Origin of the sequence: Schaalia meyeri (assembly GCF_900105015.1) — a bacterium.
Classification (GTDB): Bacteria; Actinomycetota; Actinomycetes; order Actinomycetales; family Actinomycetaceae; genus Pauljensenia; species Pauljensenia meyeri.
On sequence record NZ_FNLK01000004.1, the window covers coordinates 1 to 14055 of the forward strand.

Annotated in this window: 11 protein-coding genes and 5 pseudogenes; 9 read left to right on the plus strand and 7 right to left on the minus strand. The window is 63.6% G+C overall.

All coding sequences use genetic code 11. From position 1 onward, the window contains the following. Both BLT68_RS00630 and BLT68_RS00635 read left to right on the plus strand, forming a co-directional pair. Positions 1–1547, plus strand: a pseudogene (locus tag BLT68_RS00630) (ABC transporter ATP-binding protein); the annotation flags it as partial. Further along, positions 1547–3473: pseudogene (locus BLT68_RS00635) on the plus strand (ABC transporter ATP-binding protein). The pseudogenes BLT68_RS00630 and BLT68_RS00635, both read left to right, overlap by 1 nt. A gap of 246 nt (positions 3474–3719) precedes the next feature. On the opposite strand, the gene rpsT (BLT68_RS00640) reads toward BLT68_RS00635, so the two are convergent. Then, complete coding sequence (gene rpsT / locus BLT68_RS00640) at positions 3720–3986, minus strand: 30S ribosomal protein S20 (protein WP_050694948.1); 267 nt, start codon at positions 3984–3986, stop codon at positions 3720–3722. Between the two features lie 674 nt (positions 3987–4660). Between rpsT (BLT68_RS00640) and BLT68_RS09200 the strand changes: the two genes are divergently transcribed. Next, positions 4661–4810, plus strand: coding sequence for a hypothetical protein (locus BLT68_RS09200; RefSeq protein ID WP_165603233.1), 150 nt, complete (start codon positions 4661–4663; stop codon positions 4808–4810). Between the two features lie 241 nt (positions 4811–5051). On the opposite strand, the gene BLT68_RS09335 is transcribed toward BLT68_RS09200, so the two are convergent. After that, positions 5052–5204 (minus strand): hypothetical protein, encoded by a 153-nt coding sequence (locus BLT68_RS09335; RefSeq protein WP_242649292.1) that lies wholly within the window; start codon positions 5202–5204, stop codon positions 5052–5054. A gap of 51 nt (positions 5205–5255) precedes the next feature. Between BLT68_RS09335 and BLT68_RS09340 the strand changes: the two genes are divergently transcribed. From BLT68_RS09340 to BLT68_RS00655, 3 genes and pseudogenes are all read left to right on the plus strand, one after another. Continuing rightward, complete coding sequence (locus BLT68_RS09340) at positions 5256–5525, plus strand: hypothetical protein (protein WP_242649293.1); 270 nt, start codon at positions 5256–5258, stop codon at positions 5523–5525. Continuing rightward, entirely contained in the window at positions 5507–5803 is a 297-nt protein-coding gene (locus tag BLT68_RS09345) for a hypothetical protein (protein ID WP_242649294.1), read from the plus strand. The genes BLT68_RS09340 and BLT68_RS09345 overlap by 19 nt, the downstream gene beginning before the upstream one ends. A 287-nt stretch (positions 5804–6090) precedes the next feature. Continuing rightward, positions 6091–6402: pseudogene (locus BLT68_RS00655) on the plus strand (GTP-binding protein); the annotation flags it as partial. Here BLT68_RS00655 and BLT68_RS00660 read toward each other — a convergent pair. Further along, positions 6400–6630, minus strand: a pseudogene (locus tag BLT68_RS00660) (GTP-binding protein); the annotation flags it as partial. The pseudogenes BLT68_RS00655 and BLT68_RS00660 overlap by 3 nt on opposite strands. 512 nt (positions 6631–7142) lie before the next feature. Beyond that, on the minus strand, positions 7143–7784 hold the full coding sequence (locus tag BLT68_RS09350; RefSeq protein ID WP_242649295.1) for a hypothetical protein: 642 nt from the start codon (positions 7782–7784) through the stop codon (positions 7143–7145). Positions 7785–7903: 119 nt separating this feature from the next. Here BLT68_RS09350 and BLT68_RS09510 point away from each other — a divergent pair, with 119 nt between their 5' ends. The 3 genes and pseudogenes from BLT68_RS09510 to rpsT (BLT68_RS00675) all read left to right on the plus strand — a co-directional run bounded on the left by BLT68_RS09510 (position 7904) and on the right by rpsT (BLT68_RS00675) (position 9021). Next, positions 7904–8047 carry a hypothetical protein gene (locus tag BLT68_RS09510; protein WP_165603234.1) on the plus strand — a complete coding sequence of 48 codons (144 nt, stop codon included), beginning with the start codon at positions 7904–7906 and terminating at the stop codon, positions 8045–8047. Positions 8048–8080: 33 nt separating this feature from the next. After that, positions 8081–8545 (plus strand): annotated as a pseudogene (locus tag BLT68_RS09060) (type II toxin-antitoxin system PemK/MazF family toxin); the annotation flags it as partial. Between the two features lie 209 nt (positions 8546–8754). Continuing rightward, positions 8755–9021, plus strand: a complete 267-nt coding sequence (rpsT, locus tag BLT68_RS00675; RefSeq protein WP_050694948.1) for a 30S ribosomal protein S20 — start codon at positions 8755–8757, stop codon at positions 9019–9021. A gap of 247 nt (positions 9022–9268) precedes the next feature. Here rpsT (BLT68_RS00675) and BLT68_RS00680 read toward each other — a convergent pair whose 3' ends face one another. From BLT68_RS00680 to holA, 3 genes are all read right to left on the minus strand, one after another. Further along, positions 9269–11197 carry an ABC transporter ATP-binding protein gene (locus BLT68_RS00680; protein ID WP_074632436.1) on the minus strand — a complete coding sequence of 643 codons (1929 nt, stop codon included), beginning with the start codon at positions 11195–11197 and terminating at the stop codon, positions 9269–9271. Further along, entirely contained in the window at positions 11197–12945 is a 1749-nt protein-coding gene (locus BLT68_RS00685; protein ID WP_074632438.1) for an ABC transporter ATP-binding protein, read from the minus strand. The genes BLT68_RS00680 and BLT68_RS00685 overlap by 1 nt, the downstream gene beginning before the upstream one ends. 72 nt (positions 12946–13017) lie before the next feature. Then, a complete protein-coding gene (gene holA / locus BLT68_RS00690; RefSeq protein WP_074632442.1) occupies positions 13018–13995 on the minus strand; it encodes a DNA polymerase III subunit delta in 978 nt (325 codons plus the stop codon). Between the last annotated feature and the right edge of the window lie 60 nt (positions 13996–14055).

Sequence of the window (14055 nt, forward strand, 5' to 3'; positions counted from 1 at the left end):
CTCGCTCGCGTGTGGCGTGCTGGCCGCGCGCCTTTGCGCAACCGCGTCGGTTGGCCTGGCAAAGAACCTGCGCCAGGACCTCTTCTTCAAGGTCCAGGACTTTTCCTTCGCCGACATCGACCGCTTCTCAACGTCCTCCCTGGTGACGCGCATGACGACGGACGTGACCAACGTGCAAAACGCGTTTAGCATGCTGATCCGCGTCGCCGTGCGCGTCCCCCTCATGATCATCTTTTCCATCGTCATGGCGTGGCGCATCAACGTGTCGATGGCGCTCGTTTTCCTGGGCATGCTTCCCGTGCTGGCCATCATTCTCGCAATCATCGTCCTGGTGGCCTTCCCGATTTTCCGGCGCATTTTTAAAAAGTACGATGCGCTGAACAACTCCGTCCAGGAGAACGTCGCCGCGATCCGCGTGGTGAAGTCCTTCGTGACGGAGGAGCATGAGACGAAGAAGTTTCGGCGGGCCTCCCAGGACGTGCGCACGGACTTCACGAACGCCGAGAAGCTCATTGCCCTCAACAGTCCCGTGATGATGCTGTTCATCTTCGGCGCGATCACCGCGGTCGACTACTTCGGCGCGACCATCATCGTGGGATCGGGGGCACGGAGCTAACGAAGGGCGGATTGACGGCCCTGATCACCTACGGCATCCAGATTCTGTCCCATATGCTCGGGCTCGCCTTCATTTTCGTGATGACTACCATGGCCGCCGAGTCCGCGAACCGAATTGCTGAGGTCCTCACCCACGAGCCGTCCCTGTCCTCGCCCCCGGCGGGGCAACCGAGGTGGTCGACGGCGCCGTCGAGTTCGAGGGTGTTTCCTTCAAGTACTCGGCCACCGCTGAGGAAAACGCGCTGTCCGACATCAACCTGCGCATCGAGTCCGGCCAGACGCTGGGCATCGTCGGCGGGACGGGATCGGCCAAGACCTCTCTCATCCAGCTGATCTGTCGGCTCTATGACGCCAGCGAGGGAACCGTCACGGTCGGCGGCCTGAACGTGCGCGATTACGACCTGGAAACCCTGCGCGACGCGGTCTCCGTTGTCCTGCAGAGGAACGTTCTCTTCTCCGGGACCATCAGGGACAACATGCGTTGGGGCAACCCCGATGCGACCGACGAGCAGATCGAGCACGCCTGCAAGCTCGCCCAGGCCGACGAATTCATCACGCAGCTGCCCGGCGGCTACAACTACGTGATCGCGCGCGGCGGGACAAACGTGTCGGGCGGACAAAAGCAGCGGCTGTGCATCGCCCGCGCGCTGCTGAAGAAGCCGAGGATCCTGATCCTGGATGACTCCATGTCGGCGGTCGATACCAGGACAGATTCGCTCATCCGCGGTGCGCTTGAGACAGAAATCCCGGGGACCACGACCATCATCATTGCTCAACGGCTGTCTTCCGTCGAGCACGCCGATCAGATCGTCGTCCTTCACGACGGGCGCATCACGGAGCGCGGCACCCACGCCCAGCTGATGACAGCGGGCGGAGAATACCGAGAGATCTACGACTCCCAGAACGCGTCCAGCGAAAGCGAGGTGGCCTGATGTCCCGCGCACGCAACGCCCGCGTTGACAGTGAGAAGCTGGAGGGTATCCCGCATCCATTCCCTCGCCTGATGCGATACGTTGTTCGCCACTACCCGGTGCGCATCGGCCTGACGGTCGCGTGCATCATCATGGCGGCGGTCGCCTCGGCGGTCGGGGCGATCTTCATGCAGAGAATCATCGACACGGTTGTCACCCCCGGCCTGGAAAACGGTTTCGACACGGTGCGCGCGACCCTCGTGCGCCTGGTCATCACGATGGGCATCATCTTTTGCGCCGGCGTGATCGGTAGCTTCATCTCTACCCGCGCCATGGCGATCGTGACGCAGGGGACCCTCAAGCACATGCGCGACGACATGTTTGATTCGATGGAACGTCTGCCGTTACGATTCTTTGACACGCACCCGCACGGCGCGATCATGTCGACGTTCACAAACGACACGGACGCCATTCGTCAGCTGATCGGCCAGTCCATCCCGACGCTCATTCAGTCGGGCCTGACGATTGTGGTCCTCATCGGCACGATGCTGTACTACTCCGTGTGGCTGGCCCTGGTCGTGCTCCTCGTCGGCGGACTCATGGTCTGGCTGACAGGCAAGCTGGGCGGCCTCTCCGGGCGGTTCATGAGCGCCCAGCAGAGCGCGCTGGCGGACGAGGAAGGCTTCATCGAAGAGATGATGGACGGCCAGAAGGTTGTGCAAGTCTTTAACCACGAGCAGGACGCCAAGGACGATTTCATTGAGTACAACCAGGAGCTCTTCGAAGTCTCCGAGAAGGCGAATATTTACGGTAACGTTCTCATGCCGGCTCTGGGTAACATCGGCAACATCATGTACGTCGTGGTCGCCGTCGTCGGCGGTGTCATGATCCTGCGCCAGGCGCCGAACCTTCGCCTCGTCGGTATCGACGTGGTGACGGTCGGTATCGTCGTGTCCTTCCTGGGCATGGTCCGTAACTTTTCGCAGACCATCGGTCAGATGTCCATGCAGGTCCCAATGATCGCGTTGGGGCTGGCGGGCGCGGGACGAGTATTCGCCTTGATCGATCAGGAACCCGAGGAAGACCACGGGTATGTCACCCTCGTGCGTGCGCGCGAGAGGCCTGACGGAGTGATCGAGCCGACCGAGGAACGTACGGGCGTGTGGGCGTGGCGCCACCCCCACCAGGCGGAGGGCACCGTCACCTACACCCGATTGCGCGGGGAGCTCGTCATGGAGGGTGTCGACTTTTCCTACGATGGAGAAAAAGAGGTCCTGCGCGACATCTCCCTGTGGGCAAAACCGGGGCAGAAGATCGCCTTCGTGGGGCCACCGGCGCCGGAAAGACGACGATTACGAACCTGATCAACCGCTTCTACGACATTGACGACGGCAAGATCCGTTACGACGGCATCAACGTGAACAAGATCCACAAGCCGGACCTGCGCCGTTCCCTCGGGTCGTGTTGCAGGACGTGAAGCTCTTTACCGGCACCGTCATGGAGAACATCCGCTACGGGCGCCTGGATGCGACGGACGAGGAGTGCATCGAGGCTGCGAAGCTGGCGAACGCGGATTCCTTCATCCGTCGTCTGCCCGACGGCTACGACACGATGCTCACGGGCAACGGGTCGAACCTGTCGCAGGGGCAGGCGCAGCTCCTGTCGATCGCGCGGGCCGCCGTGGCCGATCCGCCGGCGATGATCCTGGACGAGGCAACCTCCTCAATCGACACGCGAACCGAGTCGCTGGTGCAGCAGGGCATGGATAACCTGATGCAGGGGCGCACGGTGTTCGTGATCGCACACCGCCTCTCCACGGTGCGCAACTCTGACGCGATCATGGTCATGGATCACGGCCGCATCATCGAGCGCGGCAGTCACGATGACCTGATCGCCCAAAAGGGCCTCTACTACCAGCTGTACACGGGTGCCTTCGAACTCGAATAGGACACGAACCCCGGGCCTCGCCGATGTCTCCGGTGAGGCCGGGGTTGCTTCGCCTGCGCGTGACGAGCGAAGCGGAGACCAAGGGATCTGGCGGGCACCTTAGCGCCGGGGTGGGGAAGGACTGTGGCGGCACTCAGCCGTCAGGCCGTGCCGGGGTCCGGGCTGGGGAGCGCAGACGAGCGCGGGCATAAGCGTGCGGGCCGCCCCAGTGGGGCGGCCCGCATCACGTCAAGCGTTACTGCCTGGTCAGTCACCGAGCGAGGCAACGCGGCGAGCAAGCTTGGACTTGCGGTTCGCGGCCTGGTTCTTGTGGATGACGCCCTTGGAGACGGCGACGTCCAGCTTGCGCGAAGCGATGCGCAGGGCAGAGAGAGCCTTCTCCTTGTCGCCGGCCTCAACGGCCTCGCGGGTCTGGCGGACCAGGGTCTTCAGCTCGGACTTCACGGACTGGTTGCGAAGGCGGCGCTTCTCGTTGGTGAGGATGCGCTTCTTCTGGGACTTAATGTTTGCCACAGTCGGATTTCTCCTTGATGTATGTCTGACAGGGTCGGTGAGGGCTGTGTCAAGACCAGGACCTAGGCGTGGGACACCCGCAAACGATCTCAACCAGACCCCCTGCCCGACCAGGCCGGGAGTCCAACGAACGATTCTACCAGGAGTGGGGCGCTGCGCCATACCCCGGAACCCGCCACGGCCTCGTAAGGTCGTCACGTGTGGTCGTTACTCGCCGTGGGAACGGTGGTGATCTTCAAGGGCGTCGACGATGCGTTGCCAGGTTGCCCTCGGCAGGATCGATCCTTCGCGGCGTACCTCGGTGGCTTTGACCCATAGGGCGCGGTCGAGTCGCACTTCGGAGGGCGCCCCTTCGAATCCACGCCCCCGATCCGATGTCGAACCAGTAGCGGCCGGCCGCGGCTTCCTGATCCGCGTCGCGCGTGTGGTCCTTGCTGGTGAGCTGCAGGATGTACACGCCCTCTCCCTGCGCGCCGATAACGACGGCGGGCGGTCCTTGCCGACGGAGGCATCCTCTTGGAAAGGAACCCACGTCCAGATAACTTCGCCGGGGTCGGCGTCCCCGTCCATGACAGGCTCGTACGAGGCATGGGCGAGCGCGTCGGCGATGCTCGCCTCGCGAATCGACGTGTCGGGTCGCTTGGAGGCAGCGGGTCTTGGCGGTGGTGAGCGGAATGGGAACGGGAGTCCCGGAGCGCTTCACGGGCCGAGCGGAGGGCCCGCGTGGGAGGATCGGCGCGTCGGCGAAGCATCCGTTCGCGCCGCAGTTTGTTGGTTCCGCCCTGCTCGAAGAAGAAACCGATGCGGCATCAATGAGCCGCTGATGAGTGATTTCATGGCACAGCATACGTGAGGCCAGAGGAGCTGGTTATTCACAGACTATGCGAAGAGGGCGAGTTATCCACAGGGGCGTAATCGAGGGAGACAGCGCACGCGGTTCAGCGTCATTCTGAGTGCGTTCGCAGATGATCTCGCTGGCAAAGAAAGGTGATGACGATGTCTGGCGCAACAATGCACGGCCCGACGGTTTCCCTGGACGCATTCGGGCTCCGATACCCCAGGCGCTCAGGAAAGCCCCGCTGACGTGCAGGCCAGGGCGTCCATCAACGTGGCGATGCGCTGCGCGGCATCGGGCAGGATCGACGACGCACTCGACCGGGCGACGGAGGTGTATGAGGACGAGGACGTGTCGATCGAACGGCGTCTCGAAGCTGCCAAACTGCGCGTCGACTGGCACGCCGTAATGGGAGCCTACCGCAGTGTCGCAGGGTGGCCGCCGATGCGGTGCGCCTGGGGACGCGATACCTGGAACATGACCACCCGCTCATCCTCATGCTGCGCAACTCCGAGGCCTACTGGCTGTCCATCCTCGGTTGCGAGGACATGGCGATCCGAAAGTTCGCGACCCTGGTTGCCGACATCAGGGACTGCTCTCAGCTTGATCCGCAGATCGCGTTCGCGATCCGCAACAACTCTGCTATGCCCTGGAAGAACAGGGAAAGTGGCGCAGGGCGGCACGCGTGTACCGCGGGCTCCTAGAGGATATGGAGGGCCAGCTGGAGGCCACCGACGCGACGGTGCTGACGGTGCGTGACAACCTCGCGGAGGTATTATCGGCCGACCGCCACTACGAGGAAGCGATCCGCCTATACGAGACAAACATGGCGGCGTTGCTGACGGTCGCTGAGCGGGGCGACTGGCGCGTCCTGCGCCTGCGCAACGAGATTGCGCGCAACGTCTGGATGGGAGGCGACCGGTCCGGCGGGAGGATCTGTGGACGGTCCTGGCGGAGGACTGCCGCAGATACCTGGGGATAGGGATCCCTCACGGCGCGCATCCGCACGATCCTCCTGACGCTGGCCGCCCTGAGCGGAGACGAGGAGAAGGCCTGTCGACTGGCCCGCAAACTTGAGGACGATCACCCCGACGACTGGGAGGAATACGGCATGACCGAGGCCATCGCCCTGGTCGCGGAGGCGGAGCTTGGTGCCGACGAGGCGGATGGGTGAAGCCCTCCACTGTGCGCGACTTCCCGCGCCACGACTAGCACAAAGGGGCGCGTCAATGGGACGATGAGGAGGTTAACGAATTCACGGAGGTTCACGTGCCCATCCCCACACCCGCGCAGCTGGCTCAGATCCGCCCGTCTCGCACCCCGCAGACGCAGATCCGTAACTTTTGCATCATCGCCCACATCGATCATGGAAAGTCGACGCTCGCGGACCGCATGCTCCAGCTGACCGGCGTCGTTGAGGCGCGCGAAATGCGCGCCCAATACCTCGATCGCATGGACATCGAACGCGAACGAGGAATCACGATCAAGAGCCAGGCCGTGCGCATGCCGTGGGTGAAGGGAGAGACTCCGTACGCGCTCAACATGATCGACACGCCGGGGCACGTGGACTTCAGCTACGACGGCCTGGCTCTTGATCGTGATTTCCTCGTTCGCGTTCGATGTCCATGCGATCGAGGTATTGGGCGCGCATTTCGCGCGCCTCAACGACGCCGGTCAGCTGGAGCATGCGGTCCGCGAGCGTCGACTTTCCATGATCGATGTGGGCGATGATGCAAAAGTTACGGATCTGCGTCTGCGGGGTGCGAGACGGCGGATCTGAGCCAGCTGCGCGGGTGTGGGGATGGGCACGTGAACCTCCGTGAATTCGTTAACCTCCTCATCGTCCCATTGACGCGCCCCTTTGTGCTAGTCGTGGCGCGGGAAGTCGCGCACAGTGGAGGGGCTTCACCCATCCGCCTCGTCGGCACCAAGCTCCGCCTCCGCGACCAGGGCGATGGCCTCGGCATGCCGTATTCCTCCCAGTCGTCGGGGTGATCGTCCTCAAGTTTGCGGGCCAGTCGACAGGCCTTCTCCTCGTCTCCGCTCAGGGCGGCCAGCGTCAGGAGGATCGTGCGGATGCGCGCCGTGAGGGGATCCCTATCCCCCAGGTATCTGCGGCAGTCCTCCGCCAGGACCGTCCACAGATCCCTCCCGCCGGACCGGTCGCCTCCCATCCAGACGTTGCGCGCAATCTCGTTGCGCAGGCGCAGGACGCGCCAGTCGCCCCGCTCAGCGACCGTCAGCAACGCCGCCATGTTTGTCTCGTATAGGCGGATCGCTTCTCGTAGTGGCGGTCGGCCGATAATACCTCCGCGAGGTTGTCACGCACCGTCAGCACCGTCGCGTCGGTGGCCTCCAGCTGGCCCTCCATATCCTCTAGGAGCCCGCGTACACGCGTGCCGCCCTGCGCCACTTTCCCCTGTTCTTCCAGGGCATAGCAGAGTTGTTGCGGATCGCGAACGCGATCTGCGGATCAAGCTGAGAGCAGTCCTGATGTCGGCAACCAGGGTCGCGAACTTTCGGATCGCCATGTCCTCGCAACCGAGGATGGACAGCCAGTAGGCCTCGGAGTTGCGCAGCATGAGGATGAGCGGGTGGTCATGTTCCAGGTATCGCGTCCCCAGGCGCACCGCATCGGCGGCCACCCTGCGACACTGCGGGTAGGCTCCCATTACGGCGTGCCAGTCGACGCGCAGTTTGGCAGCTTCGAGACGCCGTTCGATCGACACGTCCTCGTCCTCATACACCTCCGTCGCCCGGTCGAGTGCGTCGTCGATCCTGCCCGATGCCGCGCAGCGCATCGCCACGTTGATGGACGCCCTGGCCTGCACGTCAGCGGGGCTTTCCTGAGCGCCTGGGGTATCGGGAGCCCGAATGCGTCCAGGGAAACCGTCGGGCCGTGCATTGTTGCGCCAGACATCGTCATCACCTTTCTTTGCCAGCGAGATCATCTGCGAACGCACTCAGAATGACGCTGAACCGCGTGCGCTGTCTCCCTCGATTACGCCCCCTGTGGATAACTCGCCCTCTTCGCATAGTCTGTGAATAACCAGCTCCTCTGGCCCTCACGTATGCTGGTGCCATGAAATCACTCATCAGCGGCCTCATTGATGCCGCCATCGGTTTCTTCTTCGAGGCAGGGCGGAAACCAACAAACCTGCGGCGCGAACGGATGCTTCCGCCGACGCGCCGATCCTCCCACGCGGGCCCTCCGCTCGGCCCGTGAAGCGCTCCGGGGACTCCCCGTTCCCATTCCGCTCACCACCGCCAAGACCCCGCTGCCTCCAAGCGACCCGACACGTCGATTCGCGAGGCGAGCATCGCCGACGCGCTCGCCCATTGCCTCGTACGAGCCTGTCATGGACGGGGACGCCGACCCGGCGAAGTTATCTGGACGTGGGTTCCTTTCCAAGAGGATGCCTCCGTCGGCAAGGACCGCCCCGCCGTCGTTATCGGCGCGCAGGGAGAGGGCGTGTACATCCTGCAGCTCACCAGCAAGGACCACACGCGCGACGCGGATCAGGAAGCCGCGGCCGGCCGCTACTGGTTCGACATCGGATCGGGGGCGTGGGATTCGAAGGGGCGCCCCTCCGAAGTGCGACTCGACCGCGCCCTATGGGTCAAAGCCACCGAGGTACGCCGCGAAGGATCGATCCTGCCGAGGGCAACCTGGCAACGCATCGTCGACGCCCTTGAAGATCACCACCGTTCCCACGGCGAGTAACGACCACACGTGACCGACCTTACGAGGCCGTGGCGGGTTCCGGGGTATGGCGCAGCGCCCCACTCCTGGTAGAATCGTTCGTTGGACTCCCGGCCTGGTCGGGCAGGGGGTCTGGTTGAGATCGTTTGCGGGTGTCCCCACGCCTAGGTCCTGGTCTTGACACAGCCCTCACCGACCCTGTCAGACATACATCAAGGAGAAATCCGACTGTGGCAAACATTAAGTCCCAGAAGAAGCGCATCCTCACCAACGAGAAGCGCCGCCTTCGCAACCAGTCCGTGAAGTCCGAGCTGAAGACCCTGGTCCGCCAGACCCGCGAGGCCGTTGAGGCCGGCGACAAGGAGAAGGCTCTCTCTGCCCTGCGCATCGCTTCGCGCAAGCTGGACGTCGCCGTCTCCAAGGGCGTCATCCACAAGAACCAGGCCGCGAACCGCAAGTCCAAGCTTGCTCGCCGCGTTGCCTCGCTCGGTGACTGACCAGGCAGTAACGCTTGACGTGATGCGGGCCGCCCCACTGGGGCGGCCCGCACGCTTATGCCCGCGCTCGTCTGCGCTCCCCCAGCCCGGACCCCGGCACGGCCTGACGGCTGAGTGCCGCCACAGTCCTTCCCCACCCCGGCGCTAAGGTGCCCGCCAGATCCCTTGGTCTCCGCTTCGCTCGTCACGCGCAGGCGAAGCAACCCCGGCCTCACCGGAGACATCGGCGAGGCCCGGGGTTCGTGTCCTATTCGAGTTCGAAGGCACCCGTGTACAGCTGGTAGTAGAGGCCCTTTTGGGCGATCAGGTCATCGTGACTGCCGCGCTCGATGATGCGGCCGTGATCCATGACCATGATCGCGTCAGAGTTGCGCACCGTGGAGAGGCGGTGTGCGATCACGAACACCGTGCGCCCCTGCATCAGGTTATCCATGCCCTGCTGCACCAGCGACTCGGTTCGCGTGTCGATTGAGGAGGTTGCCTCGTCCAGGATCATCGCCGGCGGATCGGCCACGGCGGCCCGCGCGATCGACAGGAGCTGCGCCTGCCCCTGCGACAGGTTCGACCCGTTGCCCGTGAGCATCGTGTCGTAGCCGTCGGGCAGACGACGGATGAAGGAATCCGCGTTCGCCAGCTTCGCAGCCTCGATGCACTCCTCGTCCGTCGCATCCAGGCGCCCGTAGCGGATGTTCTCCATGACGGTGCCGGTAAAGAGCTTCACGTCCTGCAACACGACCCCGAGGGAACGGCGCAGGTCCGGCTTGTGGATCTTGTTCACGTTGATGCCGTCGTAACGGATCTTGCCGTCGTCAATGTCGTAGAAGCGGTTGATCAGGTTCGTAATCGTCGTCTTTCCGGCGCCGGTGGCCCCCACGAAGGCGATCTTCTGCCCCGGTTTTGCCCACAGGGAGATGTCGCGCAGGACCTCTTTTTCTCCATCGTAGGAAAAGTCGACACCCTCCATGACGAGCTCCCCGCGCAATCGGGTGTAGGTGACGGTGCCCTCCGCCTGGTGGGGGTGGCGCCACGCCCACACGCCCGTACGTTCCTCGGTCGGCTCGATCACTCCGTCAGGCCTCTCGCGCGCACGCACGAGGGTGACATACCCGTGGTCTTCCTCGGGTTCCTGATCGATCAAGGCGAATACTCGTCCCGCGCCCGCCAGCCCCAACGCGATCATTGGGACCTGCATGGACATCTGACCGATGGTCTGCGAAAAGTTACGGACCATGCCCAGGAAGGACACGACGATACCGACCGTCACCACGTCGATACCGACGAGGCGAAGGTTCGGCGCCTGGCGCAGGATCATGACACCGCCGACGACGGCGACCACGACGTACATGATGTTGCCGATGTTACCCAGAGCCGGCATGAGAACGTTACCGTAAATATTCGCCTTCTCGGAGACTTCGAAGAGCTCCTGGTTGTACTCAATGAAATCGTCCTTGGCGTCCTGCTCGTGGTTAAAGACTTGCACAACCTTCTGGCCGTCCATCATCTCTTCGATGAAGCCTTCCTCGTCCGCCAGCGCGCTCTGCTGGGCGCTCATGAACCGCCCGGAGAGGCCGCCCAGCTTGCCTGTCAGCCAGACCATGAGTCCGCCGACGAGGAGCACGACCAGGGCCAGCCACACGGAGTAGTACAGCATCGTGCCGATGAGGACCACAATCGTCAGGCCCGACTGAATGAGCGTCGGGATGGACTGGCCGATCAGCTGACGAATGGCGTCCGTGTCGTTTGTGAACGTCGACATGATCGCGCCGTGCGGGTGCGTGTCAAAGAATCGTAACGGCAGACGTTCCATCGAATCAAACATGTCGTCGCGCATGTGCTTGAGGGTCCCCTGCGTCACGATCGCCATGGCGCGGGTAGAGATGAAGCTACCGATCACGCCGGCGCAAAAGATGATGCCCATCGTGATGACCAGGCGCACGAGGGTCGCGCGCACCGTGTCGAAACCGTTTTCCAGGCCGGGGGTGACAACCGTGTCGATGATTCTCTGCATGAAGATCGCCCCGACCGCCGAGGCGACCGCCGCCATGATGATGCACGCGACCGTCAGGCCGATGCGCACCGGGTAGTGGCGAACAACGTATCGCATCAGGCGAGGGAATGGATGCGGGATACCCTCCAGCTTCTCACTGTCAACGCGGGCGTTGCGTGCGCGGGACATCAGGCCACCTCGCTTTCGCTGGACGCGTTCTGGGAGTCGTAGATCTCTCGGTATTCTCCGCCCGCTGTCATCAGCTGGGCGTGGGTGCCGCGCTCCGTGATGCGCCCGTCGTGAAGGACGACGATCTGATCGGCGTGCTCGACGGAAGACAGCCGTTGAGCAATGATGATGGTCGTGGTCCCCGGGATTTCTGTCTCAAGCGCACCGCGGATGAGCGAATCTGTCCTGGTATCGACCGCCGACATGGAGTCATCCAGGATCAGGATCCTCGGCTTCTTCAGCAGCGCGCGGGCGATGCACAGCCGCTGCTTTTGTCCGCCCGACACGTTTGTCCCGCCGCGCGCGATCACGTAGTTGTAGCCGCCGGGCAGCTGCGTGATGAATTCGTCGGCCTGGGCGAGCTTGCAGGCGTGCTCGATCTGCTCGTCGGTCGCATCGGGGTTGCCCCAACGCATGTTGTCCCTGATGGTCCCGGAGAAGAGAACGTTCCTCTGCAGGACAACGGAGACCGCGTCGCGCAGGGTTTCCAGGTCGTAATCGCGCACGTTCAGGCCGCCGACCGTGACGGTTCCCTCGCTGGCGTCATAGAGCCGACAGATCAGCTGGATGAGAGAGGTCTTGGCCGATCCCGTCCCGCCGACGATGCCCAGCGTCTGGCCGGACTCGATGCGCAGGTTGATGTCGGACAGCGCGTTTTCCTCAGCGGTGGCCGAGTACTTGAAGGAAACACCCTCGAACTCGACGGCGCCGTCGACCACCTCGGTTGCCCCGCCGGGGGGCGAGGACAGGGACGGCTCGTGGGTGAGGACCTCAGCAATTCGGTTCGCGGACTCGGCGGCCATGGTAGTCATCACGAAAATGAAGGCGAGCCCGAGCATATGGGACAGAATCTGGATGCCGTAGGTGATCAGGGCCGTCAATCCGCCCTTCGTTAGCTCCGTGCCCCCCGATCCCACGATGATGGTCGCGCCGAAGTAGTCGACCGCGGTGATCGCGCCGAAGATGAACAGCATCATCACGGGACTGTTGAGGGCAATGAGCTTCTCGGCGTTCGTGAAGTCCGTGCGCACGTCCTGGGAGGCCCGCCGAAACTTCTTCGTCTCATGCTCCTCCGTCACGAAGGACTTCACCACGCGGATCGCGGCGACGTTCTCCTGGACGGAGTTGTTCAGCGCATCGTACTTTTTAAAAATGCGCCGGAAAATCGGGAAGGCCACCAGGACGATGATTGCGAGAATGATGGCCAGCACGGGAAGCATGCCCAGGAAAACGAGCGCCATCGACACGTTGATGCGCCACGCCATGACGATGGAAAAGATGATCATGAGGGGGACGCGCACGGCGACGCGGATCAGCATGCTAAACGCGTTTTGCACGTTGGTCACGTCCGTCGTCATGCGCGTCACCAGGGAGGACGTTGAGAAGCGGTCGATGTCGGCGAAGGAAAAGTCCTGGACCTTGAAGAAGAGGTCCTGGCGCAGGTTCTTTGCCAGGCCAACCGACGCGGTTGCGCAAAGGCGCGCGGCCAGCACGCCACACGCGAGCGAGGCGAAGGCCAGGGCGATGAGGATCAACCCCAGGCGCAGGACGGGGCTGAGGGAGGCTCCGTCCAGCGTATCGACCAGGGACACCATGACCAGCGGGATCAGGCATTCGAGGATGACCTCGCCGACGATAAGGAGCGAGGTCTCGATAGCGGGCGTCCTGTACTCCCGCAACCGCCCCACCAACGTTCTTATGGTCTTCATTAATCTCCTTCTACTTCCTTCATCATTCTGTATCGACGCGCGAAACCGCTGCGGGCGGGGCTGTGGCTCCTCTCAGCGCCCGTGAAGCCGACAGATGGTGATGACGGCTTTCTCAATGGCGCGCTGCGGGTCCCGCGACGCGCCCTTCGTTTCGGCATCGGCGGTGGCTATCGCGCCAAAAGCTGCGGCCAGCGAGGCGTCGGACCAGCCGCGCAGTTCGCGCCGGGCGCGGTCCACCTGCCAGGGGGCCATCTTGAGCGCCGAGGCTGAGCCTCCGATCGATGCCTTCGCCATCGCGCGGAACTTCATGGCCAGTGCGGCGACCAACACCTGCGGCGCGATTCCCGTCGCAAAAGCGTGACGGGTCAGGGTCAGCGCCTTCGCGGAATGCCCGGCGACGGCCGCGTCGGCAACGTCGTACCCGGTCGCCTCAACGCGTCCGGCCTGATAGCGCCGTACGTCCTCCAGGCTGATGCGCCCGCTCACGTCTGACATGAGCTGAGCAAGCGCCCCGGCCATGGCACGCGGGTCGTTTCCCAGCGCGTCTACGAGGGCCTGCATGGCATCGTTGTCCATCTGTCGGTGTGCGTCGCGCACGTCAGCGGCGATGAGCGCGAGCTTATCCCAATCGTTCTTGAGCGGTTCGGCGGGGATGATGGGCCATTTCGCCTTGCTGATCGCGTCGATGACTTTCTTGCCTCGCGCGTTGCCGCCGGGGTGCGTCAGGAACATCCACACGTCGGGTGCGGGGCTGGACGCGTAGGCGATAAGGTCCGCCGCGAGGGCATCGCTCATGGTCTCCAGGTCGCGGATGATGACCATGCGGGACTCCCCGAAGAGGGAGGGCGAGGCGATCACGTCGATCTGCCCCGCCCGGTAGGTGGCGGCAACGAGGTCCGTGCGTTCGAGGTGCGGGTCGGCTTGGTATGCCAGGGCGCGCAGTTGGTCGAGCCCACGGTCGACCAGGAGCCCCTCGCTTCCCTTGATAAGGACGATAGGGGCCAGCGTGACCCGGGCGGGTGTCGCCGGTCGCGTGCCGCGTGCTGCCACGATTCCCTACCTTTCCACAGCGGTGGTAACTGTCCTAGTTTGCCACCGTGGGCACTCATC

What these genes read in the sequence shown, in the direction of transcription:
- BLT68_RS09200 (WP_165603233.1), top strand. Translation starts at nt 4,661, where the DNA reads ATGGGAACGGGAGTCCCGGAGCGCTTCACGGGCCGAGCGGAGGGCCCG.
- BLT68_RS09510 (WP_165603234.1), top strand. Translation starts at nt 7,904, where the DNA reads ATGAAATCACTCATCAGCGGCCTCATTGATGCCGCCATCGGTTTCTTC.
- BLT68_RS00680 (WP_074632436.1), bottom strand. Translation starts at nt 11,197, where the DNA reads ATGTCCCGCGCACGCAACGCCCGCGTTGACAGTGAGAAGCTGGAGGGT.
- BLT68_RS00685 (WP_074632438.1), bottom strand. Translation starts at nt 12,945, where the DNA reads ATGAAGACCATAAGAACGTTGGTGGGGCGGTTGCGGGAGTACAGGACG.